This is a genomic window from Blastococcus sp. PRF04-17 (genome assembly GCF_023016265.1).
Lineage (GTDB): Bacteria > Actinomycetota > Actinomycetes > Mycobacteriales > Geodermatophilaceae > Blastococcus_B.
This window is the reverse complement of the sequence record NZ_CP095412.1, coordinates 1,572,830-1,597,539: the sequence shown is the minus strand read 5'-3', so window position 1 is coordinate 1,597,539 and position 24,710 is coordinate 1,572,830. Positions and strand designations below refer to the sequence as shown.

General features: G+C 73.7%; 24 protein-coding genes, 1 tRNA gene and 1 pseudogene. 21 read left to right on the top strand and 5 right to left on the bottom strand.

Features of this window, described 5'->3' with window-relative positions; all coding sequences use genetic code 11:
• Positions 1 to 2: 2 nt before the first annotated feature.
• Entirely contained in the window at positions 3 to 1,010 is a 1,008-nt protein-coding gene (gene selD / locus MVA48_RS08070) for a selenide, water dikinase SelD (RefSeq protein WP_246987661.1), read from the bottom strand.
• Positions 1,011 to 1,200: 190 nt separating this feature from the next.
• Positions 1,201 to 1,782: a helix-turn-helix transcriptional regulator gene (locus MVA48_RS08065; RefSeq protein WP_246987659.1), complete on the bottom strand. Its 582-nt coding sequence runs from the start codon at positions 1,780 to 1,782 to the stop codon at positions 1,201 to 1,203.
• A gap of 79 nt (positions 1,783 to 1,861) precedes the next feature.
• Between MVA48_RS08065 and MVA48_RS08060 the strand changes: the two genes are divergently transcribed.
• The 5 genes from MVA48_RS08060 (at position 1,862) to MVA48_RS08040 (ending at position 9,550) form a co-directional block, all read left to right on the top strand.
• Positions 1,862 to 1,957: transfer RNA gene (locus MVA48_RS08060), tRNA-OTHER, on the top strand.
• A 42-nt stretch (positions 1,958 to 1,999) separates the two neighbouring features.
• Positions 2,000 to 3,307, top strand: a complete 1,308-nt coding sequence (gene selA, locus MVA48_RS08055; RefSeq protein WP_246987657.1) for an L-seryl-tRNA(Sec) selenium transferase — start codon at positions 2,000 to 2,002, stop codon at positions 3,305 to 3,307.
• Between the two features lie 5 nt (positions 3,308 to 3,312).
• Positions 3,313 to 5,058, top strand: a complete 1,746-nt coding sequence (gene selB / locus MVA48_RS08050) for a selenocysteine-specific translation elongation factor (protein ID WP_246987655.1) — start codon at positions 3,313 to 3,315, stop codon at positions 5,056 to 5,058.
• Positions 5,059 to 5,351: 293 nt separating this feature from the next.
• Positions 5,352 to 6,872, top strand: a complete 1,521-nt coding sequence (locus MVA48_RS08045; protein ID WP_246987653.1) for a S8 family serine peptidase — start codon at positions 5,352 to 5,354, stop codon at positions 6,870 to 6,872.
• Positions 6,873 to 7,000: 128 nt separating this feature from the next.
• The gene (locus MVA48_RS08040; RefSeq protein WP_246987651.1) at positions 7,001 to 9,550 is read left to right on the top strand and encodes a putative bifunctional diguanylate cyclase/phosphodiesterase; all 2,550 of its coding nucleotides are present in this window, start codon (positions 7,001 to 7,003) and stop codon (positions 9,548 to 9,550) included.
• A gap of 8 nt (positions 9,551 to 9,558) precedes the next feature.
• On the opposite strand, the gene MVA48_RS08035 is transcribed toward MVA48_RS08040, so the two are convergent.
• Entirely contained in the window at positions 9,559 to 10,329 is a 771-nt protein-coding gene (locus MVA48_RS08035) for an enoyl-CoA hydratase-related protein (RefSeq protein WP_246987649.1), read from the bottom strand.
• 48 nt (positions 10,330 to 10,377) lie between these two features.
• Between MVA48_RS08035 and hemW the strand changes: the two genes are divergently transcribed.
• From hemW to MVA48_RS08020, 3 genes are all read left to right on the top strand, one after another.
• Entirely contained in the window at positions 10,378 to 11,598 is a 1,221-nt protein-coding gene (gene hemW, locus MVA48_RS08030; protein WP_246987647.1) for a radical SAM family heme chaperone HemW, read from the top strand.
• A 78-nt stretch (positions 11,599 to 11,676) separates the two neighbouring features.
• Positions 11,677 to 12,603 (top strand): oxygenase MpaB family protein, encoded by a 927-nt coding sequence (locus MVA48_RS08025; RefSeq protein WP_246987645.1) that lies wholly within the window; start codon positions 11,677 to 11,679, stop codon positions 12,601 to 12,603.
• A gap of 312 nt (positions 12,604 to 12,915) precedes the next feature.
• The gene (locus tag MVA48_RS08020) at positions 12,916 to 13,236 is read left to right on the top strand and encodes a TraR/DksA family transcriptional regulator (protein ID WP_246987642.1); all 321 of its coding nucleotides are present in this window, start codon (positions 12,916 to 12,918) and stop codon (positions 13,234 to 13,236) included.
• A 50-nt stretch (positions 13,237 to 13,286) separates the two neighbouring features.
• On the opposite strand, the gene MVA48_RS08015 is transcribed toward MVA48_RS08020, so the two are convergent.
• On the bottom strand, positions 13,287 to 13,661 hold the full coding sequence (locus tag MVA48_RS08015; RefSeq protein WP_441300212.1) for a type II toxin-antitoxin system VapB family antitoxin: 375 nt from the start codon (positions 13,659 to 13,661) through the stop codon (positions 13,287 to 13,289).
• Between the two features lie 224 nt (positions 13,662 to 13,885).
• Here MVA48_RS08015 and hrcA point away from each other — a divergent pair, with 224 nt between their 5' ends.
• The 9 genes from hrcA (at position 13,886) to MVA48_RS07970 (ending at position 21,489) form a co-directional block, all read left to right on the top strand.
• Positions 13,886 to 14,908, top strand: a complete 1,023-nt coding sequence (gene hrcA, locus MVA48_RS08010; RefSeq protein ID WP_246987640.1) for a heat-inducible transcriptional repressor HrcA — start codon at positions 13,886 to 13,888, stop codon at positions 14,906 to 14,908.
• 15 nt (positions 14,909 to 14,923) lie between these two features.
• Positions 14,924 to 16,054: a molecular chaperone DnaJ gene (gene dnaJ, locus MVA48_RS08005; protein ID WP_246987638.1), complete on the top strand. Its 1,131-nt coding sequence runs from the start codon at positions 14,924 to 14,926 to the stop codon at positions 16,052 to 16,054.
• A 1-nt stretch (position 16,055) separates the two neighbouring features.
• Positions 16,056 to 16,817 carry a 16S rRNA (uracil(1498)-N(3))-methyltransferase gene (locus MVA48_RS08000; RefSeq protein ID WP_246987636.1) on the top strand — a complete coding sequence of 254 codons (762 nt, stop codon included), beginning with the start codon at positions 16,056 to 16,058 and terminating at the stop codon, positions 16,815 to 16,817.
• A 34-nt stretch (positions 16,818 to 16,851) separates the two neighbouring features.
• Positions 16,852 to 17,211: an HIT domain-containing protein gene (locus tag MVA48_RS07995; RefSeq protein ID WP_246987634.1), complete on the top strand. Its 360-nt coding sequence runs from the start codon at positions 16,852 to 16,854 to the stop codon at positions 17,209 to 17,211.
• A 44-nt stretch (positions 17,212 to 17,255) separates the two neighbouring features.
• Positions 17,256 to 18,080: an enoyl-CoA hydratase/isomerase family protein gene (locus MVA48_RS07990; protein WP_246987632.1), complete on the top strand. Its 825-nt coding sequence runs from the start codon at positions 17,256 to 17,258 to the stop codon at positions 18,078 to 18,080.
• A gap of 102 nt (positions 18,081 to 18,182) precedes the next feature.
• Positions 18,183 to 19,316 (top strand): PhoH family protein, encoded by a 1,134-nt coding sequence (locus MVA48_RS07985; RefSeq protein WP_246987630.1) that lies wholly within the window; start codon positions 18,183 to 18,185, stop codon positions 19,314 to 19,316.
• Positions 19,317 to 19,321: 5 nt separating this feature from the next.
• Complete coding sequence (gene ybeY, locus MVA48_RS07980) at positions 19,322 to 19,804, top strand: rRNA maturation RNase YbeY (RefSeq protein ID WP_246987627.1); 483 nt, start codon at positions 19,322 to 19,324, stop codon at positions 19,802 to 19,804.
• Positions 19,801 to 21,150 (top strand): hemolysin family protein, encoded by a 1,350-nt coding sequence (locus MVA48_RS07975; protein WP_246987619.1) that lies wholly within the window; start codon positions 19,801 to 19,803, stop codon positions 21,148 to 21,150. The genes ybeY and MVA48_RS07975 overlap by 4 nt, the downstream gene beginning before the upstream one ends.
• A 6-nt stretch (positions 21,151 to 21,156) precedes the next feature.
• Entirely contained in the window at positions 21,157 to 21,489 is a 333-nt protein-coding gene (locus tag MVA48_RS07970; RefSeq protein WP_246987617.1) for a cytidine deaminase, read from the top strand.
• 50 nt (positions 21,490 to 21,539) lie between these two features.
• Here the strand turns inward: MVA48_RS07970 and MVA48_RS07965 are convergent, their stop codons facing one another.
• Complete coding sequence (locus MVA48_RS07965; protein ID WP_246987615.1) at positions 21,540 to 21,686, bottom strand: hypothetical protein; 147 nt, start codon at positions 21,684 to 21,686, stop codon at positions 21,540 to 21,542.
• A 135-nt stretch (positions 21,687 to 21,821) separates the two neighbouring features.
• On the opposite strand from MVA48_RS07965, the gene MVA48_RS07960 reads away from it, so the two are divergent.
• The 4 genes and pseudogenes from MVA48_RS07960 (at position 21,822) to MVA48_RS07940 (ending at position 24,634) form a co-directional block, all read left to right on the top strand.
• The gene (locus tag MVA48_RS07960; protein ID WP_246987613.1) at positions 21,822 to 22,046 is read left to right on the top strand and encodes a hypothetical protein; all 225 of its coding nucleotides are present in this window, start codon (positions 21,822 to 21,824) and stop codon (positions 22,044 to 22,046) included.
• Between the two features lie 132 nt (positions 22,047 to 22,178).
• Entirely contained in the window at positions 22,179 to 23,096 is a 918-nt protein-coding gene (gene era / locus MVA48_RS07955) for a GTPase Era (protein WP_246987611.1), read from the top strand.
• A gap of 31 nt (positions 23,097 to 23,127) precedes the next feature.
• Positions 23,128 to 23,873 (top strand): annotated as a pseudogene (recO, locus tag MVA48_RS07945) (DNA repair protein RecO).
• A complete protein-coding gene (locus MVA48_RS07940) occupies positions 23,870 to 24,634 on the top strand; it encodes an isoprenyl transferase (RefSeq protein ID WP_246987607.1) in 765 nt (254 codons plus the stop codon). The pseudogene recO and the gene MVA48_RS07940 overlap by 4 nt, the downstream one beginning before the upstream one ends.
• The last annotated feature ends 76 nt before the right edge of the window (positions 24,635 to 24,710 follow it).

Here is a 24,710-nt window from a genome sequence, read left to right as displayed (position 1 = left end):
GGTCAGCGCACGACGACGACGTGCTCCCCGCGAGGGACGAACTCGCCGATCACCGGGGCGCCAGGGACCTCCCCGCCCAGCAGCAGACCGCCGGAGGTCTGCGCGTCGGCGAGCAGCAGGGCCTCGTCCTGGGACACCGCGGACAGGTCGGCGTGGGGCCGCACCCAGTCGAGGTTGCGCCGGGTGCCGCCCGAGACGAAGCCGTCGGCGAGGCCCTCGCGGGCGCCGGTCAGGTAGGGGACGGCGGCCGCGTCGACGACCGCGGTGACGCCGCTGGCCCGCGCCATCTTGTAGAGGTGCCCCAGCAGCCCGAAGCCGGTGACGTCGGTGCCGGCGCGGATGCCCGCGGCCACGGCAGCCCGGCCCGCCTCGCGGTTGAGCGCGGTCATCGAGGCGACCGCCGCCTCCGACACCTCGCCGGTGGCCTTCATCCGGCTGTTGAGGACGCCGACACCCAGGGGCTTGGTGAGCGACAGCGCCGTCCCCGGGACCGCCGCGTCGTTGCGGATGACGCGGTCGAGGTCCACCAACCCCGTGACCGCCATGCCGTACTTGGGCTCGGGGTCGTCGATCGAGTGACCGCCGCCGACGTGGCAGCCGGCCTCCTGGGCAACCTCGAGCCCACCCCGCAGCACCTCGGCCGCCAGGTCGGCAGGCAGCACGTCGCGCGGCCAGCCGAGCAGGTTCACCGCCACGACCGGAGTGCCGCCCATCGCGTAGACGTCGGACAGCGCGTTCGCGGCCGCGATCCGGCCGAACGTGTACGCGTCGTCGACGACCGGGGTGAAGAAGTCGGTGGTGAGCACCAGTCCCTGGCCCCCGGCGATGCGCACGACGGCGGCATCGTCGCCGTCGTCCAGGCCCACCACGAGCTCCGCGTTCGGGGCCGCCGGTCCGGCGGCGGTCAGCCCCGCCACCACCGCCTCGAGCTCGCCGGGCGGGATCTTGCAGGCGCAGCCCCCGCCGTGCGCGTACTGGGTGAGCCGGACACGGGCGGGTGCGGTCGTCACGCCGACGACGGTAGCCGCCACGGTCGGCAGACGTGATCATGAGCCGGTCGTCCCAGGAGAACCCGTGCGAGAGCGGCTGCTCGTCGTGCTGCTGCTGCGCGCCGCGGTCGCCGAGGGGCGGGCATCGTCGGGCGACCTCACCGACCTGGCCGAGATGGCCGAGATGGCCGAGGTCTGCGCCGGGGACCGATCAGGTGCGACCGCCGGGGAGGACGACGAGCCGGGGCGGACCGGTCGGGGCCGGCGGCGTGCGCAGTGCCCGGCCCGCGGGGTGGCGGGACGCCGGGGGAGCGCCCACGTCGGTGAGGTCGCGCCTCGGCGCCGCCTCGTCGGTGGTCTCGGCGCTCTCGACGCGGTCCAGCCGGAACCAGCGCATCGCCTGCCGCTCGCGGCACCAGGCGACCAGGAACCAGTGCTCGCTGCTGCGGACCAGCGCCTGCGGCTCGACCTCCCGGCGCGATGCGCGGTCCTGCCGGTCCCGGTAGCGCAGCACGAGCACCCGCCGGCGGGTGACCGCCTGCTCGAGCAGCGCGCGGACCTGCTCGCTGCGGTCGGCCTCGGCGCTGACCCAGAGACTGGTGGCCAGCAGCTGCGCGCGGCGCCGCGGATCGGGCTCGAGCACCTCGAGCACCTTCTCCAGCGCCGTCCTGCCGTCGGCGGCGTACGGCCCGTCGGGACCGGCGGCCAGCGCGACGGCGACGGCGGCTGCCTCCTCCGGCGTCAGGGCGACCGGCGGCAGGGGAGCGGCGGGACGGGGCTCGGTTCGGCTCACGCGGCGGATGCTGGCACCGGCCTCTGACATTTTCTGGTGAGGCCGATCCTCGGAACAGGCGCCACGTAGGCTGGGCTGCGGAGGCGTCAGGGTGTCTGGTGACCCCCGCGGCCTCTAAAGCCGACGTGGCCGAGCAGCTCGGTCAGGCGGGTTCGATTCCCGTCCGCCTCCGCCATACCTCCTCATCCGCGAGCAGAGCCGCCTACGCTCCGGGACGATGAGCGATCACCGCCGGCAGGTGCCCCGCACCGACACGCTGCTCGCCGATCCGCAGCTGGCCGCCGCCGGCGAACGGCTCGGCCGCGGCCTGGTGAAGGACGCCGTCCAGCGGGTGCAGCAGCGCATCCGCGACGGCGAGGTCGCCCCGCCGGAAGCCGTGCCCGCCGTCCTCGCGTCCCTGCCGTCGACGGCCAGCAGCCTGCGGCCGGTGCTCAACGCCACCGGCGTCCTCGTGCACACCAACCTCGGCCGGTCGCCCTGGTCGCCGGCCGCGGTCGAGGCCGTGGTGGCGGCCAGCGGCACCACCGACGTCGAGCTGGACCTCGCTACCGGCCGCCGCGGCCCGCGCGGGGAGGCGGCGATCGCCGCGCTGCTCGCCGCCGTCCCCGCGGCCGAGGCGGCGCTCGTGGTGAACAACTGCGCCGCCGCGCTCGCCCTGGTGGCGACCGCGCTCGGGCAGGGCAAGGAGCTGGTCCTCGCCCGCGGCGAGCTCGTCGAGATCGGCGACGGCTTCCGGATCCCGGACCTCCTGGTGACCACCGGCGCCCGGCTGCGCGAGGTCGGGACGACGAACCGCGTGACCCTCGGCGACTACCGGGGCGCGCTGGGCCCGGACACCGGCGCGGTGCTCAAGGTGCACCCGTCGAACTTCGTCGTCCGCGGCTTCACCCGGCAGGTCGCGGTGGCCGAGCTGGCCGCCGCACTGGCGGGCACGGGCACGCCGCTGGTCGCCGACATCGGCTCCGGCCTCCTCGAGTCCCATGCGCTCCTGCTCGAGGAGCCGGACGCGCAGTCCACGCTGGCCGCCGGCGCGGACCTCGTGCTGGCCAGCGGCGACAAGCTGCTCGGCGGGCCGCAGGCCGGGCTGGTCCTGGGCCGCGCCGATCTGGTCCAGCGCCTCCGCCGCCACCCGCTCTACCGCGCGCTGCGGGTCGACAAGACGACGCTGGCCGGGCTCGAGGCGACGCTGCGGGGCCCGCGACCGCCGGTCCAGCAGATGCTGGCTGCGGATCCGGCGCACCTGCGCGCGCGGGCCGACCGGATCGCCGCCCGGCTGATCGCCGCCGGCGTGGACGCCCGCGCGGTCGACAGCCAGGCACGGGTGGGCGGGGGAGGAGCGCCGGAGCACCCGCTGCCCAGCGCGGCGATCTCGCTCCCCGCCGGCTTCGCCGCACCGCTGCGGCACGGTGCGCCTCCGGTCGTCGGACACGTCGACGGCGACCGGACGCTGCTCGACCTGCGCAGCCTGCCCCCGGAGGCGGACGACGACCTGACCGCGGCCGTGCTGGCGGTCGCCGCACGGTGACCGGCATGCACGTCGTCGCGACGGCCGGTCACGTCGACCACGGCAAGTCCGCGCTGGTCCGCGCGTTGACCGGCATGGAGCCGGACCGCTGGGCCGAGGAGCGGCGGCGCGGGCTCACCATCGACCTGGGCTTCGCCTGGACGACGCTGCCCTCAGGGCGCCGGCTCGCGGTCGTGGACGTGCCGGGCCACGAGAAGTTCGTCGGGAACATGCTCGCCGGCGTCGGGTCGGTGCCGGCCGCGCTCCTCGTGGTCGCCGCCGACGACGGCTGGTCGGCGCAGACCGGGGAGCACGTCGCCGTCCTCGACGCCCTCGGCGTGCGGCACGCGCTGCTCGCCGTCACCAAGACCGACCTCGCCGATCCCGCACCTGTGCTGGCCGACGTCCGCGACCGGTTGCGGACGACGTCGATGGGCGAGGTCCCCGCCGTCGCCGTCAGCGCGGTGACCGGCGCCGGGCTGTCCGGGTTCACCGCCGCCCTCGACGACCTGCTCGCGGGGCTGCCGGCGGCCGACACCGCCGCGCCGGTCCGGCTGTGGATCGACCGGGCCTTCACCATCCGGGGCGCGGGCACCGTCGTCACCGGAACCCTCGCGGCGGGTTCCGTCGCCGTCGGCGACCGGTTGCAGCTCGGCGATCGCGAGGCGGCCGTCCGGGGCGTGCAGTCCCTCGGCGAGGCGGTCCCGAGCGCGGCGGCGACCGCGCGGGTCGCGCTCAACCTGCGCGGGATCGCGGTCGAGGAGCTCTCCCGGGGGGACGCGCTGCTGACGCCGGGTGCGTTCCGCGCGACCGGCACCGTGGACGTCACCCTCGCCGGGGCGCCCGAGGGCCGGCTGCCCACCGAAGCCGTCGTGCACGTCGGCTCGGCCACGGTGGGCGCCCGGCTGCGCCCCCTGGAGGGCCCGGTCGTCCGGCTGCGGCTGAACGCCGCGCTGCCGCTGCGGGTCGGTGACCGGCTGCTGCTGCGGGAGCCGGGCACCCGCCGGGTCCTCGGGGCCGACGTCCGCGACGTCGCGCCGCCGGAGCTGCGCCGCCGGGGCGCCGCCCGGCAGCGCGCCGCCGAGCTCGTGGCCCAGCCCGGAGGGGCGGCGGGTGCGGCGGCCGACCTGGCGCGCCGCCGGATCGTGCGGGCCGACGACTTCGCCGCCATGGGCTGGCCGGTGCCGGCGGGAGCCGCCGTGCACGGGCGCTGGCTGCTGGCTGCGGGGCTGGCCGACGAACTGGCGGCCCGCGTGCCCGACGTCGTCGTCCGGTACCGCAGGCTCCGCCCGCTCGAGCCCGGGCCCCCGACGGAGGTGGTCCGCCGGGCGCTCGACCTGCCCGACGCCGACCTGGTCGGTGCCGTGGTCCGGTCACCGCTCGAGCTGCGCGAGGGACGGGTGGTGGACGGTGCGGCCGACCTGCCCCCGCATGTGCAGCGTGCGGTCGACGCCGTGCGCACCCGGCTCGCCGACGACCCGTTCGCCGCCCCGGAGGCGCCGGACCTGCAGGCGGCGGGACTCGGCGCGCGCGAGCTGGCGGCAGCGGTGCGCGGCGGCCAGCTGATCCGCATCGCCGAGGGCGTCTACCTCGCGCCCGGGATCGCCGAGCAGGCCCGCGCCCGCCTGACCGGCATCGAGCAGCCGTTCACCGTCAGCCAGGCGCGCCGGGCCTGGCGCACGAGCCGCCGGGTCGCCGTCCCGCTCATGGAGTGGCTCGACGCACAGGGTGTGACCGTGCGGCTGCCCGACAGCACCCGCCGCCTGCGGTGACGGGGGGTGACCGGTGGCGATGCCGCCCTGCGCGCCGCCCGGAGCCGTTCCCGAGCCCCTGCACGAGCCGTGGGGAAACGGATCAGGCCGCTGGCGTCACCAGGAAGGAGGAGATGCTGCAGCAGGGGTGATGACACGGTGCGCACTCGAAGGGTTACTGCGTGTGCGACTCACCACGGGGTGGATCGTGAGTCCATTACGCCAGCGAGAGCGCAGGTAACAGAGTGTCACCACGAACGGGATACAGGGCAGGTGGGAACGGCGGCCGCCGCGGCATCGCCCGGGGGGTCGCCGTGGCGACCCTCGGTGCGCTGCTCGCCGGCAGCGGTCTGAGCGCCGCGCACGCCGACGTCCAGCCGGCGCTGGGCTACGACCCGGTCACCAACAAGGGCGCGCTGTACAACATCGCCGAGGTCGTCGGTGCGCACGACGCCTACCGCAAGGGGCTCACCGGCAAGGGCGTCGGTGTGGCGCTGATCGACACCGGGATCGCGCCGGTCCCGGGCCTCACGAGCGGCAACGTGGTCAACGGCCCGGACCTGTCGTTCGACAGCCAGCTCGACGGGATGGCGCACCTGGACGCCTTCGGCCACGGCACCCACATGGGGTCGATCATCGCCGGCCGTGACGCCGCGGGAACGCCGTCGTCCTACCTCGACCCCGGCCGCTTCACCGGGATCGCGCCCGACGCCACCCTGGTGAACGTCAAGGTCGGAGCCCACAACGGGGCCGTCGACGTCACACAGGTCATCGCGGGCATCAACTGGGTGGTCGAGCACGCCAAGGACCCGGGTCTCAACATCCGGGTGATCAGCCTGGCCTACGGCACGGACTCGCTGCAGAGCAGCACGGTCGACCCCCTCGCCTACGCCGTCGAGAACGCCTGGAAGCGCGGCATCGTGGTCGTCGCCGCAGGCGGCAACGACGGCCGGCCGGACAAGACGCTGGCCAACCCGGCCTACGACCCGCACGTCCTGGCGGTCGGCGCGATGGACAGCGCCGGCACCGTCGACTCCTCGGACGACACCGTTCCGTCGTGGTCGACGCGCGGCACCACCGCCCGGCACGTCGACGTGGTCGCCCCGGGCGTCTCGGTGCTCGGTCTGCGCGTGCCCGGCGGCGTGTCGGACTCGGACAACCCGCAGGCCCGCGTGGGCGACCGCTTCGCCCGCGCCTCGGGAACCTCCCAGGCGACGGCGGTGGTCGCCGGTCAGGCGGCGCTGATCCTGCAGCAGTACCCGTGGCTGGCGCCCGACCAGGTCAAGCAGCTGATGATGACCACCGCCAGCGGCATCCTCTCCACCGTGCCGATCTTCGGCGGCAGCGGCATGGTCAATCTGCGGGCGGTGCTGAACAACCCCATCGACTCGCTGCTGAAGACCGTCGGCGGCCTGCTGGACGGCGTCCTCAACCTCCGCTGGAGCTCCGGCACCGGGTCCCTCGAGAAGGCGCGGGGCAGCTTCCACGTCGGCAGCGGCACTTCCGAGCTCCGCGGCGAGATCGACATCTTCGGCCGCGCCTGGAGCGCCTACACCTGGGCGCGGGACACCTCCTACGGCACCGTCTGGAACTACGGCGACTGGCGTGGCGTCCGCGTGGCCGGCAACGCCTGGCGGGACGGTGCCTGGCCGACGGTCACCTGGCCGGGCGCCGACTGGACCGGGGCCAGCTGGACCGCCGACGGCTGGTCGGCCAAGACGTGGAGCGGCGATTCGTGGTCGGCCAAGACCTGGAGCGGCGACACGTGGTCGGCCAAGACCTGGAGCGGCGACACCTGGTCGGCCAAGACGTGGTCGGGCCACGGCTGGGACTGATGAATACGAGGTAGGGCCGCGCCGAAACGTCGGCCACACCACCAGTGACCCGACCGGGTGAGGCAGAGCGGGGTGGGACTCAACGTCCCACCCCGCTCTGCCGTCCTCGTCCTGGAGGAGGTGAGGACATGGCCGACGCCCGGCCGGGCCCACGTACCGTCCTGCGGCCGTCGCCGCAGACCGTGCTGGTGGTCGCGATGATCCTGGCTCTGCTCGGCCTCACCGCGCTCATCGGCCACCCGTTCGCGAAGCTGGCGCCCTACCTCGGGTTCGCGAACCTGCCCTGGTGGGCATTGGGCATCGGGTTCGCGGCGACCGAGGCGTCGGTCTTCTACCTCCAGACCCGCCGCGAGGCACGCACCGTCTCCATCAGCGAGCTGCCGCTCGTCCTCGGCCTGTTCCTCGCCTCACCGGTGCAGCTCCTCCTCGGCCGCCTGGCCGGGTCGTTGGCGGTCTTCCTCGCGCACCGTCGCGCTCCGGTGCTGAAGACGGCGTGGAACCTCGCCCTGGTCAGTCTGCAGACCGCCGTCGCCGTCGCCCTGTTCCACCTCCTCGCTGGTGGACGGGACGCGAGCAGCCCCGTGGTCTGGCTGGGTGCCTACTGCGGCGCGATCGCCGCGAACTGCGTCGCCAGCATCGCGCTGGCCCTCGTGATCGCCATCTACGAGCGCGACCTGCGGGTCCGCCCGATCCTCGACGACATGGTGAAGGGAGAGCCCTTCGCGCCGTTCGTGATCACCCTCGGCCTGATCGCCGTGATGAGCCTCTCGGCCGCTCAGCACAGCGCCTGGCTGTTGCTCGTCACCGGTGCCGGACTGCTGCTGGGCTACCGGGCGTACGCCGCGCTGGCCGACCGGCACCTGGGCACCGAGCGGCTGTACCGCTTCGCCCAGGCCGTGACCAGCGCGCCCGAGGTCGACGAGACCCTGCGCAAGCTGCTGCAGGAGGCCAAGGAGCTCCTGCGCGGCGAGCGCGCCGAGGTCGCCTTCGTCGCCTCCGACGGCGGGGACGTCGCCCACGTGCGGCTCGGGAGCACCGGGCGCCTCGGCCGGTCGTCGGAAACGCCCGCGCCGGCGGAGCAGTGGCTGATCGCGCGGGTCGTCGGGGACGGGGAGCCGCTGCTCATCACCCGCGGGACGCGAGACCCCGCCGAGCGGCGATGGCTGGACTCCCAGGTCGCCCGAGAGGCCGTGGCCGTGCCCCTCCGCGGAGGCACCGGCATCCTCGGTGTGCTGATCGTGACCGACCGGATCGGCGACGTCCGGACCTTCTCCGAGGACCACGTCCGCCTGCTCGAGACCGTGGCCAGTCACGCGTCCGTCGCGCTGCAGAACGGCAAGCTGATGGACCAGTTGCGCCACGAGGCGACCCACGACGCGCTGACCGGGCTGCCGAACCGGACCGCCCTCCAGCGCCAGATGGTGGCTGCACTCGAGGAGGTGTCGGAGGGCCGCTCGCCCGGGGCCGCGGTGATGATCCTCGACCTCGACAGCTTCAAGGAGGTCAACGACACCCTGGGGCACCAGCAGGGCGACCAGCTGCTCGTCGAGGTCGGCGCACGGCTGCGCACCGCCGCCGGCCCGGCCGGCTTCGTCGCCCGCCTGGGCGGCGACGAGTTCGCGATCCTGCTCAGCGGCACCGACGACGAGGACCGCGCCGTCCGCGTGGGCCGCCGACTCCTGCGCTCGCTGGAGCAGCCGGTTGCCCTCGACGGGCTCGAGGTCGAGGTGGGCGGCTCCCTCGGGCTGGCCATGGCCCCGACCCACGCGACGGATCCGGCCGGCCTGCTCAAGCGGGCCGACATGGCGATGTACGACGCCAAGGCCTCGACCGGCGGCCTGCGGCTGTACGAGCCGGACTCGGACGCGGACAACCCGCGCCGGCTCATGCTCGTCTCGGAGCTGCGCACCGCACTGAACCAGGACCGGATCGAGGTGCACGTCCAGCCACAGGCTCGGCTGTCCACCGGGAAGACGGTCAGCGTCGAGGCGCTGGTGCGGTGGAACCACGCGGATCTCGGGTTCATCGCGCCCGACGAGTTCATCCCGATCGCCGAGCGCAGCGGACTGATCGGCCTGCTCACCACCCGGGTCCTCGACGCCTCGCTCGCCGCGGTGGCCGACTGGCGGCGGCAGGGCACGGACCTCGGCATCGCGGTCAACCTCTCCGCCCGCAGCCTCCAGGACACCGATCTGATCGACGAGGTCTCCCGCCTCCTCCGCCGGCACGGCGTCCCCGCGTCACGGCTCACCCTCGAGGTGACCGAGAGCTCGGTCATGGCCGACCCGGCGCGGGCGATCGCGCTGCTGCACCAGCTGCGCGCGCTCGGCGTCCGGCTGTCCGTGGACGACTTCGGCACCGGCTACTCGTCGCTGTCCTACCTCAAGAGCCTGCCCGTCCAGGAGGTCAAGATCGACCGCAGCTTCGTCATCGGCCTGAGCAGCCAGAGCGACGACGTGGCGATCGTGCGGGCGATCGTCGACCTCGGCCGGCACCTCGGCCTCGAGGTCGTGGCCGAGGGCGTCGAGGACGAGGCGACCTGGGACCTGCTGGCTTCCATGGGCTGCGACCTGGTGCAGGGCTGGCACCTCGGACGCCCGATGCCCGTCGCCGACCTCGCTCCCTGGCTGCGGGCGCACGCCGGCCCGACGGCCCGCCCCACGCTGCGCGCCCTCTGACCCAGCGATCAGTCCTGCGACGGCACCCAGCGGGCCGGCCGCTTCTCCCGGAACGAGGCGATGCCTTCCTGGCCCTCCTCGCTGGCGAAGAAGCGGGCCGAGAGCTCCAGCAGCTCGTCGAACTCGAGCTCGGCCGTCCGCGCCCGGAGCAGCCGCTTCGTCTGAGCCAGCGCGGCGGGCGCACCGGCGGTGAGGTGCACCAGCTGCGCACGCACCTCGCCGTCCACGTCGGCGTCCGGGACGACGAGGTCGACCAGGCCACCGGCGGCAGCCACGTCGGCGTCGAAGGCCTGACCGGTCAGCATCAGCCGGTGCGCGACGTGCGGCACCATCCGCGGCAGCACGACGGCGGAGATGACGGCGGGCACGATGCCGATCCGGACCTCGGAGAAGGCGAAGGTCGCCGAGGTCCCCGCCACGACGACGTCGCAGGCCGCCGCCAGTCCGACGCCGCCGGCCCGGGCCGGGCCGCGCACGACCGCGACGACCGGCTTGGGCGACGTCCAGATGGCCTCCAGGAGCTCGGGGAACTCGCGGACGCCCTGGTCCTGCACCCCGCCGCCGGTGGCCTCGGAGAGGTCCATCCCGGAGCAGAACACCCGGCCGGTGTGGTCGAGGACCACGACGCGGACGCCGTCGTCGGCCAGCGCCTCGGACAGTGCGTCGCGCAGCTGGGTGCGCATCGCGCGGGAGAGCGCGTTCCGGTTCGCGGGGGAGTCCAGGGTCAGCGTGGCCACACCCCGCGAGACCTCGACCTGCAGCACTCGGTCCTGAGTCACAGCCGCATCCTGCCGGGCGGGAGCGCCGGCGCGGCACACTGGGAGCAGATGAACACCGTCCTGCCGCTGCTCGGAGAGACTCCCGCCTCGCTCGAGCTGCCCGCCGCCGCACTCGAGAACGTGGCCCGCACGCCGTTCGGGCTGTACGTGCACGTGCCGTTCTGTGCCACCCGGTGCGGCTACTGCGACTTCAACACCTACACCTCCGACGAGCTCGGGCCCGGTGCCAACCGCTCCGAGTACGCGGGCACGGCGATCGCCGAGCTGCGCCGCGCGGCGGAGACCCTGGGCCCCGACCTGCCGACGGTGTCCACGGTGTTCGTCGGGGGCGGCACGCCGACGCTGCTACCGGCCGACGACCTGGCGGCCGTCCTCGCCCAGATCCAGCGGCTGTTCCCCGTGGCCGACGACGTCGAGGTGACCACCGAGGCCAACCCCGAGACGGTCAGCACGGCCTACCTCACCCGGCTGCGCGAGGCCGGGTTCACGCGGGTCAGTCTCGGCATGCAGTCGGCCGCCGAGCACGTGCTGGCCGTGCTGGACCGCCGGCACACACCCGGGCGGGCGGTCCAGGCGGCGCACGAGGCCGCGGCCGCCGGTTTCGAGCACGTCAACCTCGACCTCATCTACGGCACGCCGGGGGAGACCGACGAGGACTGGGCGGCCTCGCTCGACGCCGTCCTGGGCAGTCCGGTCGACCACGTCAGCGCCTACGCGCTGATCGTCGAGGAGGGCACCCGGCTGGCGCGCCGGATCAGCCGTGGCGAGCTGCCGATGACCGACGACGACGTCCTCGCCGACCGGTACGTGCAGGCCGACGCGACGCTGCGCGAGGCCGGGTTCGACTGGTACGAGGTGTCCAACTGGGCGACGGACGACGCCGCCCGCTGCCGGCACAACGAGCTCTACTGGGCGAACGCCAACTGGTGGGGCATCGGGCCGGGGGCGCACAGCCACGTCGGTGGGCTGCGCTGGTGGAACGTCAAGCACCCCGCCGTCTACGCCGACCGGCTGGCGCGCGGCGAGAGCCCTGCCCAGGACAGCGAGCTCCTGGACGACGCCGACCGGGCGCTCGAGACGATCATGCTGGGCCTGCGCCTGCGCGAGGGGCTCCCGCTGTCCCTGCTGTCCGGCGCGGGCCGGGAACGGGCGCGGGTCGCCGTGGCCGACGGGCTGCTGGAGCCGGGCGCACACGCCGCAGGCTCTGCGGTCCTGACCGACCGGGGCCGGCTGCTCGCCGATGCGGTGATCCGCGACTTGACCGATTGAGGACCCCCTCCTCCTCACCGCTCGCCAGCTCGCGGCGGGCCTCTGGACGGGGCCACGACAGCGGGTCAGGCTGAAGGAATGGGACGACGGTTCGACGTGCTGCGCCGGATCGAGCGCCTGGACCCGGGCCGCGACCACGCCGAGATCTACCGGCTGACCGGCGGCTACGAGTTCCCGTGGGACATGACGCAGGCGCTGAGCTTCGCCCTGTTCCGCACGTACGCCGTCCCGAGCATCGGGGCGCTGCTGGCGCGCACCGGTGAGCTCACCGAGCACACCCAGAAGCGCTACGACGACACGGTCCTGATCCTCGACGCGATCGTGGAGCACGGCCTGGACAGCCCCGTGGGGCGCACCGCGGTGCGGCGGATGAACCAGATGCACCGCGCCTACGACATCGGCAACGACGACCTGCGCTACGTCCTGGCCACCTTCGTCGTGACGCCGATCCGCTGGATCGACGCGTTCGGCTGGCGGCGCATGACCGAGATCGAGCGCATCGCGAGCGCCAACTACTACCGCGAGCTCGGCCGGCACATGGCGATCCGGGACATTCCTGCCACCTGGCAATCCTTCGCCCGGCTGCTCGACGACTACGAGCGGCGGCACTTCGGCGTCGACCCCGGCGGCCGCACCGTCGCCGAGGCGACCCTCGCGCTGCTCGCGACCTTTCCCCCCAACCACCTGCTGCCCGAGCGCCTGGTGCGGCAGATCTCGCTGGCCACGATGGACGCCCACCTGCTGGACGCCCTCGGGTTCGCGCACCCGGCACCGGCGATGCGGGCGCTCGTGCGCGCCGGTCTCCGGGCCCGGGGACGGATGGTCCGGTTCCTCCCGCCGCGGGCGGCACCCTTCCACGCCCGTCAGTTGCCGCAGATCCGCAGCTACCCGGCCGGCTACGACGTCGCCGCGCTCGGCACGTTCCCGAGCGGTTGCCCGGTGCCGCACCCGCGGCCCGGTCCCGGGGCCGAGAAAGGCGACGAGGTGGGGGCCTCACCCGTCTGAGCAGTTCCGAATCTTCCCGGTCAGAGCTATGGTGCCCGTTCCGGCAACGGTGCCGGTTCCGGGTCGCGAGGGGGTGTCCGCGGTGCACGTGCCTGCGTTCCGCGCAGCACCGCCGGCCGTATCGGGCGGCATGCTGCTGGCCCTGGCCCTGAACCGACGCGCCCGCGGCCTGCGAGGGCTCGACGTCCTCCGGCGAAGTCAGGACCGGGCTCCGCCGCAGCGCTGCTGATCCGCTGCGACACCGAGTACCCGCCCTGACGCGCACCCGCTGGTGACCGCGTCCCCCTGGCATTGCTCCCCGAGGAGAACCGCATGTCCGCAAGCATCGACACCCCGTCCACCGCCGCGTCCGACTGGAGCCGGTTCCGGGCCCTGCTGGAGACCCAGCGGGCCGACTGCGCCCGCCAGCGCGAGGAGGCGCTCGCCGAGTGCGCCCAGTCCGTGCCCGACCCGGTCGCCCAGCGTCGCAGCGCCGACCTCCAGGTCACCCTGAACGAGATCGACGCCGCCCTGGCGCGCATCGACGCCGGCACGTACGGGGCGTGCGTGCACTGCGGCGCCGCCATCCCGGAGGAGCGGCTGGAGCTGCGCCCGTTCGCCGGTGGCTGCGTGGCCTGCGCCACGCCGCACTGAGCCCTCAGCTCCCAGTGGTGGCCGGTCCCCAACCCCCGGCGCCTCGGTGGTCAGACGCGCCGGGGGTTGGGGACCGGCGGCTGCACCGGGATGGAGGCCGTCGACGGACCGGACGCCGCCTGGACCGGGGTGAGCGCGTCGAGGTCGAGCACCCGGACGTGGATGACGTTGCGCTGCTGCAGGGCCGCCCGCAGGGCGCGGTGCAGCCCGTCCTCCAGGTAGAGCTCGCCGTGCCACTGGACGGCGTGGGGGAACAGGTCGCCGTAGAAGGTGGAGTCGTCGGCGAGCAGTGCGTCGAGCGCCAGTTCCTTCTTCGTCGTCGTCAGCGTGTCCATGCGGACCTGACGCGGCGGGATCATCGCCCAGTCACGGGTGGACAGGCCGTGGTCGGGATAGGGGCGTCCCTCGCGGACCGATTTGAAGATCAGGGAACCGACCTCCGCTCTCTGCCCCGCGAGGGGGCGCCGACCGCCCCACCCTAACCGCCGATCACCCGCCCCGCCCCGCCCCTGCCCGCCTCGTCCAGAGGCTCGCCGCGAGCGTGCGAGCGCCGAGGTGGACGGGCGTCCTTCGCGTAGACTGGCCTGGCACTCTGTCCGTGCGAGTGCCAGACCGCACGGCGTGTCGACCGGTACGGGGAGGTGTCACCGTGGCGCACGACGAACGCCGACTGGAGGTCCTCCGGGCCATCGTCCAGGACTACGTCTCGACCAACGACCCGGTGGGCAGCAAGGCCCTCGCCGAACGCCACGACCTCGGCGTCTCCCCGGCCACGATCCGCAACGACATGGCGGTGCTCGAGGAGCAGGGCTACATCACCCAGCCGCACACCAGCGCCGGTCGGGTGCCTACCGACAAGGGTTACCGGCTGTTCGTCGACCGGCTGTCGGCGGTCAAGCCCCTGTCGGTCGCCGAGCGCCGGGCGATCGAGCGCTTCCTCGACGGCGCGGTCGACCTGCACGACGTCCTCACCCGCAGCGTCCGGCTGCTCGCCCAGCTGACCCGGCAGGTGGCGGTCGTCCAGTACCCGACGCTGTCGCGCAGCGCCGTCCGCCACCTCGAGGTGATCCAGGTGGCCGCCGGCCGGCTGATGCTCGTGCTGATCACCGACACCGGCCGGGTCGAGCAGCGCGTCGTCGACTCGCCGGTGGACGTGACCGCCGAGGCGGTGGCGGAGCTGCGCGCGCTACTGAACTCCGCGTTCAGCGGGGTCAAGCTCGTCGACGCCGGCGGCAAGGTGCCCGACCTGGTCGAGACGGCGCCGCAGCACCTGCGGGGGCTGGTCGCCACGGTCAGCGCCACGCTCCTGGAGACGCTGGTCGAGCCCAGCGAGGACCGGCTGGTCATCGGGGGCACCGCCAACCTCGCGCGCGGCAACGCCCTCGACTTCCCGGGTACCGTGCGCCCGCTGCTGGAGGCGCTGGAAGAACAGGTGGTCGTCCTGCGGTTGATGGCTCAGGTGGACGCGAGCACGGTGCTGGTCCGCATCGGTGAGGAGAACGCCCACGAGGCGCTCACCGGGGCCTCCTTCGTCTCCGTCGGCTACGGCTCGGGCGACCGCGCCCTCGGCGGGCTCGGGGTCGTCGGGCCGACCCGCATGGACTACCCCGGAAACATGGCCGCGGTTCGCGCCGTGGCCCGCTACGTCGGCCACCTGCTGGCCGAGAGCTGAGGCTGAGACTTCTCGATGGCAACCGACTACTTCGGCGTGCTGGGCGTGTCCCACGATGCCAGTGACAGCGACATCAAGCGGGCCTACCGCCGGCTCGCCCGCGACCTGCATCCCGACGTCAACCCCGACCCGGCCGCCAAGGAGCGCTTCCAGCAGGTCACGCGCGCCTACGAGGCGCTGACCGACCCGGAGAAGCGACGGATCGTCGACCTGGGCGGCGACCCGTTCGACACCGGAGGCAGCAGCAACGGCGGCTTCGGCAGCGCCGGCTTCGGCGGGCTCGGCGACATCATGGACGCGTTCTTCGGCGGTGCGGCGACGCGCGGGCCGCGCAGTCGCGTCCGTGCCGGCCGGGACGCCCTGATCCCCATCGAGCTCGAACTCGACGAGACGGTCTTCGGGACGACGAAGGACATCACCGTCGACACCGCCGTGCTGTGCACCGTGTGCACCGGGGCCGGCACCGCGCCGGGCACCCACCCGACGACCTGCACCACCTGCTCGGGCCGCGGCGAGGTGCAGAGCGTGCAGCGCGGCTTCCTCGGCCAGGTCGTCTCCAGCCGCGTCTGCCCGACGTGCGCAGGCACCGGGCAGGTCATCCCGGACCCCTGCCGCGAGTGCGGCGGCGACGGGCGGGTCCGCTCGCGGCGCACGCTGCAGGTCAAGGTGCCGGCAGGCGTCGAGGACGGCATGCGGATCCGGCTGACCGGGCAGGGCGAGGTCGGTCCCGGCGGCGGGCCGGCCGGTGACCTCTACGTGGAGATCCACGAGCGGCCGCACGACGTCTTCACCCGCGACGGCGAGGACCTGCACTGCCGGGTCACCCTGCCCATGACCTCGGCGGCGCTCGGCACCACGCTCAGCCTCAAGACGCTGGACGGGGAGGAGGACCTCGACATCCGTCCCGGCACCCAGTCGGGCAGTGTGCTGACGCTCCGGGCGCACGGCGCGCCCCGGCTGCGTGGCACCGGCCGCGGCAACCTGGTCGTGCACATCGAGGTCTCCACGCCCACCCGGCTGGACGCCGAGCAGGAGAAGCTGCTCCGCGAGCTCGCGGCGCTGCGCGGAGAGGACACGCCCGAGTCCCACCGGGAAGCCCAGGGCGGGCTGTTCTCCCGGGTCCGCGACGCGTTCAACGGGCGCTGACGTGACGGCTCAGGACACCGGCGTCCCCGAGCTCGGCGGCGCGCCCATGTTCATCGTCGACGGCCTGGCCGATGCCGACGAGCTGCTGGTCACCGGCCCGGAGGGACGGCACGCGGTCGAGGTGCTGCGGTTGTCGCCCGGGGAGCGGGTCAGGGTCGGCGACGGCCAGGGCACCGTCGCCGACAGCGAGGTGGTCAGCGCGGGACAGGAGGGCCTGCGGGTCGCGGTCGTCCGCCGGTTCGAGGTGCCTGTGCAGTCCCCGGAGTTCGTCCTGGTCCAGGCGCTGCCCAAGGGCGACCGCGGTCCGCTCGCCGTCGACCTGGCCACCGAACTGGGCGTCGACCGGATCGTCCCGTGGGCTGCCGCCCGCTGCGTCACGCGCTGGCGCGACGACCGCGTGGCCAAGGGCGTCGCCAAGTGGCGGGCCGCGGCGCACGCGGCCAGCAAGCAGTCCCGTCGTCCGCACCTCCCCGAGATCACCGACCTCATGACCACCCGCGAGGTGTGCGGTCTGCTGGGCGCGGCCGACCTGGCCGTCGTCCTGCACGAGCAGGCGCGCCGTCCGCTGTCCGAGGTGCCGATCCCCGGGGAGGGGACGGTGGCCGTCGTGGTCGGTCCCGAGGGCGGGCTCACCGACGGCGAGGTCGTGGCATTCCGCGCCGCCGGCGCGCAGGCGGTGCGGCTCGGCGCCGAGGTCCTGCGGACGTCGACCGCCGGCGCCGCGGCCCTCGCGGCGCTGTCGGCCCGCACCCGCTGGGCCTGAGTGGCCGCCCTCCGACGGCCGTAGGGTCGCAGGCGTGAGTGACTGTCTGTTCTGCCGCATGGTCGCCGGCGAGATCCCCGCCGACGTCGTCCACCAGACCGACCGGGTGTTCGCCTTCCGGGACATCAACCCGCAGGCACCGACCCACGTGCTGGTGATCCCCAAGGAGCACCACCGCAACCTCGGCGCGCTCGCCGCGGCGGATCCTGCTCTGCTCGGCGAGGTGGTCGACGGAGCGCACGCCGTCGCGCTGCAGGAGGGCCTGGTGACCGACGGAGGCATCGAGCCGGGCTACCGCGTCGTCACCAACACCGGGCCGCAGGCGGGCCAGTCGGTGGATCATCTCCACCTGCACGTCCTCGGCGGCCGCCGCCTGGGATGGCCCCCGGGCTGACACCGGCTGCACCGGGCGATCGGAGGGCTGGCATCGTGCACCGGGTGACCGACTCGCACCCCGATCCCCTCCGCATCGAGCGGGACGGCGACGTCGCCGTCGTCGTCCTCGACAACCCGCCGCTGAACCTGTTCACGCCGGTGGTCTTCAACGGGCTCGAGCACATCGCCGCGGAGCTCGTCGCGATGACCGATCCCACGCAGCCGGGCCGGGCGCGCGCGGTGCTGTTCGAGGCCCGCGGCAAGGTGGTCTCGGGCGGCGTCGACGTCACCTTCTTCCAGGACATCGCGCAGAGCGAGGAGCCGGTGCGCCGGGGCGCGGACCTGTGGACCCGGCTGCTGCGGGTGGCGCAGACGATCGAGGACCTCCCCGTGCCGACGGTCTACGCCGCCCACGGGCTCACGCTCACCGCGGCGTTCGAGCTGGCGCTGTGCTGCGACATCCTGCTGGCGGCCGAGAAGGCGTCGTTCGGTCTGGTGGAGATCGTCGTCGGGCTCACGCCGTCGATGGGCGGGCCGCAGCGGCTGGCCGAGCGGGCCGGACCCGCGCGGGCGCGGGAGCTGATCTTCACCGGTGAGCGGTACTCCGCGGAGGTCCTGGAGCGGTGGAACGTCGTCAACCGGGTGCTCCCGGACGACGGCTTCGCCGCTGCCGCCCGCGAGTACGCCCACCGGGTTGCGGCGGGCCCGACGGTGGCGCACGCGGCCACCAAGCGGCTGGTCGCCACCTCCGTCCGGGAGGGGGCCCGGGCCGCCGACGCGCTCGTGCCGGAGGCGTCCGGCGCGCTGTTCGCCACCGCCGACCTGCGCGGCGCGGTGACCTCCTTCCTCACCGAGGGGCCCGGCAAGGCGCGCTACTCGGGGCGTTGATCGGGGTGAGGTCGACACGCTGAGCGGGATTTCCCGGGTGCGGGCGCGGGTAGACTCGACCGGTCCGCACGTCCCGTAGCAGGAAGGCAGGGTCGAGGGTTCTTGCCCGACACCTCCCCAGGCGACTCCGCGCCCGGCACCCACACGTCCCGTGAGGCCTCGGCGCAGGCCGCCGCCGCGGACAGCGCCGCCGGAAGATCCGCCCCCATCGGGTCCGCGCCGCCGCCGGTCCGGACCACCATCACCGTCCCCGACGCCGTCTCGATGGTCGCCCTCCTCGGGTCGGCCGACGAGCTCCTCCGCCTGGTCGAGGCCGAGGTCGACGCCGACGTCCACGTGCGCGGCAACGAGATCGCCGTCACCGGCCAGCCGGCCGACAACGCTTTCGCCGTCCGCGTGTTCGACGAGCTGATCGCGCTGCTCGGCACCGGGCAGGGGCTGCGGCCGGACTCGGTGCGCCGGGTCATCGCGATGCTCAAGAGCGGCGGCTCCGAGCGCCCGGCCGACGTCCTCAGCCTGGACATCATCAGCCGGCGCGGTCGCACGATCCGGCCGAAGACGCTGAACCAGAAGCGCTACGTCGACGCCATCGACGCACACACCATCGTCTTCGGCATCGGCCCCGCCGGTACCGGCAAGACCTACCTCGCGATGGCCAAGGCGGTGCAGGCGCTGCAGACCAAGCAGGTGAATCGCATCATCCTGACCCGGCCGGCGGTCGAGGCGGGGGAGCGGCTCGGGTACCTGCCGGGCACGCTGTCGGAGAAGATCGACCCCTATCTGCGGCCGCTGTACGACGCGCTGCACGACATGGTCGACCCGGAGTCGATCCCGCGGCTGATGGCCGCCGGGACGATCGAGGTCGCGCCGCTGGCCTTCATGCGCGGTAGGAGCTTGAACGATTCATTCGTCATCCTCGACGAGGCGCAGAACACCACCGCCGAGCAGATGAAGATGTTCCTCACCCGGCTCGGCTTCGGGTCGAAGTTCGTCGTCACCGGCGACGTCACCCAGGTGGACCTGCCCGGCGGCCAACAGAGCGGGTTGCGCATCGTTCGCGAGATCCTCGGCGAGATCGAGGACGTGCACTTCACCACCCTGACCAGCTCCGACGTCGTCCGCCATCGGCTGGTCGGAGACATCGTCGACGCCTACGAGCGCTGGGACACCACCCGGCAGACCACGACTCCCGCCGCGCCGGCCCGGACGGCGCGGTCGCGCCGGCAGGGGAGCTGACCGGCGTGCCCGTCGAGGTCGCCAACGAGTCCGAGATCGCGGTCGACGAGGCCGAGCTGGCCGGCGTCTGCCGCTTCGTGCTCGGCGAGATGAAGGTCAACCCGATGGCCGAGCTGTCGGTGCTCTGCGTGGACACCGAGTACATGAGCACCCTGCACGAGCGGTGGATGGGCGAGAAGGGCCCGACCGACGTGCTCGCCTTCCCCATGGACGAGCTCGACACCGGCCGCCCCGACGACCCCGATCCCGGCCCCGCCCTGCTCGGCGACATCGTCCTCTGCCCGGCCGTCGCCGTCCGCCAGGCGCGGGCCGCCGGCCACTCCATGGACGACGAGCTGGTGCTCCTGGCCACGCACGGCGTGCTGCACCTGCTCGGCTACGACCACATGGAGCCCGCGGAGGAGAAGGAGATGTTCGCTCTCCAGCAGAAGCTCCTGGAGGGCTGGCGCTCGGCGCCCCGCGAACCGGTGACCGGCGAGCCCCGATGAGCACCGGCGAGATCACGATGCTCGTGGTCGCCATCCTCCTGGTGCCGCTCGCCGGACTGTTCGGCGCCATGGACGCCGCCATCCAGCGGGTGTCGAAGGCGCGGGTCGAGGAGATGCGCCGCGAGGGGGTCAAGCGGGCCAGCGCCCTGGAGGAGGTCGTCCTCGAGCGCGCGCGGCACGTCGCGCTCCTGCTCCTGCTCCGCATCGTCTGCGAGATGCTCGCCGCGGTCCTGGTGACCGTCCTGTTCTACGACCTGTGGGGCAGCAGCTGGCAGACCGTGCTCACCGCCGCCGGCGTGATGATCGTCGTCAGCTACGTGCTCGTCGGCGTCGGGCCCCGCACCCTGGGCCGCCAGCATGCCTACGGCACCGCCCTGGCCAGCGCCGGGGTCGTGCGGCTGCTCGGCCGCGTGCTCGGCCCGGTGGCGACGCTGCTCATCCTGGTCGGCAACATGATCACGCCCGGCCGCGGCTTCCGCGACGGCCCGTTCTCCTCCGAGGTGGAGCTGCGCGAACTGGTGGACATGGCCGAGGAACGCGGGGTCGTGGAGTCCGGCGAACGGAACATGATCCACTCGGTGTTCGAGCTCGGTGACACCATCGCCCGCGAGGTCATGGTGCCGCGGACCGACGTGGTGTGGATCGAGCGCACGAAGACGGTCCGTCAGGCGCTGGCCCTGATGCTGCGCAGCGGGTTCAGCCGCATCCCGGTCATCGGCGAGAACGTCGACGACGTCGTGGGCGTCGTCTACCTCAAGGACCTCGTCCGCCGGTCGCAGAACGCTGCCGACGCCCGGGGGCCGCGGGTCGACGAGCTCATGCGGCCACCGACCTTCATCCCGGAGTCCAAGCCGGTGGACGAGCTGCTGCGGGACATGCAGGCGCAGCGCATCCACATCGCGATCGTGGTCGACGAGTACGGCGGTTTCGCCGGCCTGGTCACCATCGAGGACATCCTCGAGGAGATCGTCGGCGAGATCGCCGACGAGCACGACGCGTTCCAGCGACCCGAGGTCGAGCAGCTGTCCGACGGTTCCATGCGGCTCACCGCCCGGCTCCCCGTGGAGGACCTCGCCTCCCTCTTCGGGGTCGAGCTGCCCCAGGACGACGACGTCGAGACCGTTGGCGGTCTGCTCGCCCGTGCCCTCGGCCGGGTGCCGATCGAGGGCGCAGCCGCGGAGGTCCACGGCCTGCGGCTGGTCGCCGAGAGCACCGGTGGCCGTCGCAACCGCATCGACACCCTGCTCGTGTGCCGGGTGGAAGAACCGTCGGAGGACGGCGAGGCCGCGGACGAGCGCCCGTCCGGAGCCACCCGGGCCGAGGTCCCGGCGCCCGTGGAAAGCTAGCGCACCGTGCCTGACCTGCAGCCCGAGGACGCCAAGCTCGTCACCCTCGCCCGCTCGGCCCGCGGCCGCACCGGCGCGCCGGAGGGCGCGGCCGTCCGCGACACCGACGGCCGCACCTACGTCGCCGCCACGGTGTCGCTGCCGTCGCTGGAGCTGTCGGCGCTGCAGGCCGCCGTGGCCGCCGCGGTCTCCAGCGGCGTCGAAGGGCTGGAGGCCGCCGCGATCGTCTCGGCGGCCGACGAGGTGGAGTCCGGCGGGCTGGCCGCCGTCCGCGACCTGACGCCGTCCGCACCGGTGCACCTGGCCGGCCCCGACGGAACCCTCCGCACCACCGCCTAAACCCGCTTTCTGTACCGAAAGCGCACGTCTTTCGGTAGAGAAGGCAGGGATCAGTGCTGCAGGGGCTGGTCGAGCGCGTCGGCGAAGGCCTCCGGATCGCGGACCCAGCGGGTGAGGGCCCGTTCGGTCGTGGCGTCGTCGTCCAGGTACCGGACGGCGACCCGCGACCGTCCCGGCAGCCAGCCGCCCCGGCGCACGGCTGGTGGCCAGCCGTCCGGAGCGGGGCCGACCCGGACCTCCCGGACGAACGCCAGCGGGACGATCGCGTTCGCCCTCGTGCGCGTGGCGGCACGTCGGCGGACATGCCGTGGTCGCTCACGGTGAACCGGCCGATGTTGAACAGCAGGACGAGCAGTCCCGCGCCGAGCGCCAGCGGCGCCTCGTCGACCACCGCCGTCCACCCGCCGCCGAGGGCGAAGGCGCCCAGCCAGATCCCGACGACGACCACGACGACGGCGAGCGGCACCGGTCGGGGCGGGTCGTACTGCCAGTACCGCAGCGGCGCCGGGACGACGGTGGCGCCGCGGCGCGGGCCGCGGCCGGCGAGGAAGCCGTAGCCGCGGAGCTGCTGCTGGTGCAGCGTGCGTTCCTTCGCTGCTCTGCCTGCGAGTCCGGGATGCCGCGCCATGTGCCGATCATCCCAGTGCGTCGCCGGAAGCCGTGTCGGCCCTCGGTGGGAGACTGGGCGCGTGACGAGCCCCGAGGAGCAGCCGCACCGCAGCGGCTTCGTCTGCCTGGTGGGCCGCCCGAACGCCGGCAAGACGACGCTGACCAACGCGCTGGTCGGCGAGAAGGTCGGCATCGTCAGCAACCGGCCGCAGACCACCCGGCACGCGATCCGCGGGGTGGTGCACAAGCCGAACGGGCAGATCGTCCTCGTCGACACCCCCGGACTGCACAAGCCGAAGAGCCTGCTGGGCAAGCGGCTCAACGACGTCGTCCGCGACACCCTGTCCGACGTCGACGTGATCGTCTTCTGCGTCCCCGCCGACCAGCCGGTCGGTACCGGCGACGCGTTCATCGCCCGCCAGCTGCGCGAGGTCAAGGCGCCGGTGGTCGTCGTCGTGACCAAGACCGACGCGGCGAGCAAGAAGCAGGTCGCCGAGCAGCTGGTGGCCGCGAGCCGGTTGGTCGAGGCGGCCGAGGTCGTGCCGGTCAGCGCGGTGAAGGGTGACCAGGTCGAGCTGCTCGAGGACCTGCTGATCGGGCTGCTGCCCGAGGGCCCGCCGCTCTACCCGGAGGAGCAGACCACCGACGAGGACGTCGAGCGGCAGCTCGCCGAGCTGGTCCGCGAAGCGGCGCTGGAGAAGGTGCGCCAGGAGGTGCCGCACTCCCTCGCGGTCACGATCGAGGAGCTGGTCCGCCGTCCCGACCCGAAGCAGCCCGGCGGCGAGCTGGTCGAGGTGCACGCGCTGCTGCACGTCGAGCGCAACAGCCAGAAGCCGATGCTGCTGGGCAAGGGCGGGCAGATCATCAAGCAGATCGGCACCGAGGCCCGCACCGGCATGGAGGCGCTGCTCGGCGCCCGGGTGCACCTCGAACTGCACGTCACCGTCCTCGGCGAGTGGCAGGACGACCCCAAGAAGCTCAACCGGCTGGGGTACTGATGGCCGCCGAGAGCGACGCAGGAGCCGAGCCATGAGCACGACGCCGAAGGCGCTGTACCGGGACGAGGGCATCGTCCTGCGCACCCAGAAGCTCGGTGAGGCCGACCGGATCGTCACCGTCCTGACCCGGAGGCACGGCAAGGTGCGGGCCGTCGCCAGGGCGTGCGCCGCACCAAGAGCAAGTTCGGCTCCCGGCTCGAGCCGTTCAGCCACGTCGACCTGCAGCTCTACACCGGCCGCAACCTCGACATCGTCAGCCAGGCCGAGTCGATCCGCTCGTACGGGAACGACGTGGTCGACGACTACCCCTGCTACACCGCCGGCACCGCCGTCCTGGAGACCGCCGACCGGCTCACCGCGGAGGAGAAGGAGCCGTCGCTGCGGCTGTTCCTGCTCGTCGTCGGGGCGCTGCGGTCGCTGGCCGAGCGCACGCACCCCGCCGGGCTGGTGCTCGACGCCTTCCTGCTGCGCGCCATGTCGGTGGCCGGCTGGGAGCCGGCGCTGTCCGACTGCGCCCGCTGCGCGGAGCCTGGCCCGCACCGGCACTTCTCCGTGCCGGCCGGTGGCACGGTGTGCCCGTCCTGCCGTCCCACCGGGTCGGCGATGCCCAACCCGGTCACCATCGAGTTGCTCGACGCCCTGCTCACCGGCGAGTGGGCGCGCGCCGAGGCCACCCAGGGCACGAACCGTCGGGAGGCCAGCGGGCTGGTCGCCGCGCTGCTGCAGTGGCACCTCGAGCGCGGACTGCGGTCGCTCGCGCTGGTCGACCGCTCGTGAGGCGGGAGGTGAAGGCGCCGACGCCACACCCGTCGGGTGCCCGGCCACCGCAGCTGCCCAAGGACAAGGTGCCCCGCCACGTGGCCATCGTCATGGACGGGAACGGCCGCTGGGCCAAGTCGCGCGGGCTGCCGCGGACGGCGGGCCACGAGGCGGGGGAGCACTCGCTGTTCGACTGCGTCGAGGGCGCCATCGAGCTCGGCGTCACGCACATCAGCGCATACGCCTTCTCCACCGAGAACTGGCGGCGCAGCCTCGAGGAGGTCCGCTTCCTCATGGGGTTCAACCGCGACGTGATCCGCCGACGGCGCGACGAGATGCACGAGCTCGGCGTCCGGGTGCGGTGGGCCGGTCGCCGTCCGCGGCTGTGGCGCAGCGTCATCAAGGAGCTCGAGGTCGCCGAGGAGCTCACCCGCGACAACGACGTCCTGACCCTGACCATGTGCGTCAACTACGGCGGCCGGGCCGAGATCGCCGACGCCGCCGCGGCCATCGGCCGCGAGGTGGCGGCCGGTCGGCTCGACCCGGAGAAGATCGACGAGTCGACGGTCGCTCGGTTCCTCGACGAGCCCGACATGCCCGACGTCGACCTCTTCGTGCGCAGCTCCGGTGAGAACCGGACCAGCAACTTCCTGCTCTGGCAGTCGGCCTACGCGGAGTTCGTCTTCCTGGACACGCTCTGGCCGGACTTCGACCGCCGGCACCTGTGGGCAGCGTGCGAGGAGTACGCGTCGCGCCAGCGGCGGTTCGGCAGCGCCTGAGCGATCCGCGCCGTATCCACTCCTCCTACGGGCTCCTCCTCACTACGTTGCCGTCCACCGGGCAGCATCGCCCGCG

Bases quoted from the DNA above. Each gene is read 5' to 3' on its own strand.
- MVA48_RS08040 (WP_246987651.1), top strand. From the start codon at position 7,001: ATGGCCGACGCCCGGCCGGGCCCACGTACCGTCCTGCGGCCGTCGCCG.
- dnaJ (WP_246987638.1), top strand. From the start codon at position 14,924: ATGGCAACCGACTACTTCGGCGTGCTGGGCGTGTCCCACGATGCCAGT.
- MVA48_RS08025 (WP_246987645.1), top strand. From the start codon at position 11,677: ATGGGACGACGGTTCGACGTGCTGCGCCGGATCGAGCGCCTGGACCCG.
- MVA48_RS08020 (WP_246987642.1), top strand. From the start codon at position 12,916: ATGTCCGCAAGCATCGACACCCCGTCCACCGCCGCGTCCGACTGGAGC.
- MVA48_RS07960 (WP_246987613.1), top strand. From the start codon at position 21,822: ATGTTGAACAGCAGGACGAGCAGTCCCGCGCCGAGCGCCAGCGGCGCC.
- selA (WP_246987657.1), top strand. From the start codon at position 2,000: ATGAGCGATCACCGCCGGCAGGTGCCCCGCACCGACACGCTGCTCGCC.
- MVA48_RS07975 (WP_246987619.1), top strand. From the start codon at position 19,801: ATGAGCACCGGCGAGATCACGATGCTCGTGGTCGCCATCCTCCTGGTG.
- selB (WP_246987655.1), top strand. From the start codon at position 3,313: ATGCACGTCGTCGCGACGGCCGGTCACGTCGACCACGGCAAGTCCGCG.
- hemW (WP_246987647.1), top strand. From the start codon at position 10,378: ATGAACACCGTCCTGCCGCTGCTCGGAGAGACTCCCGCCTCGCTCGAG.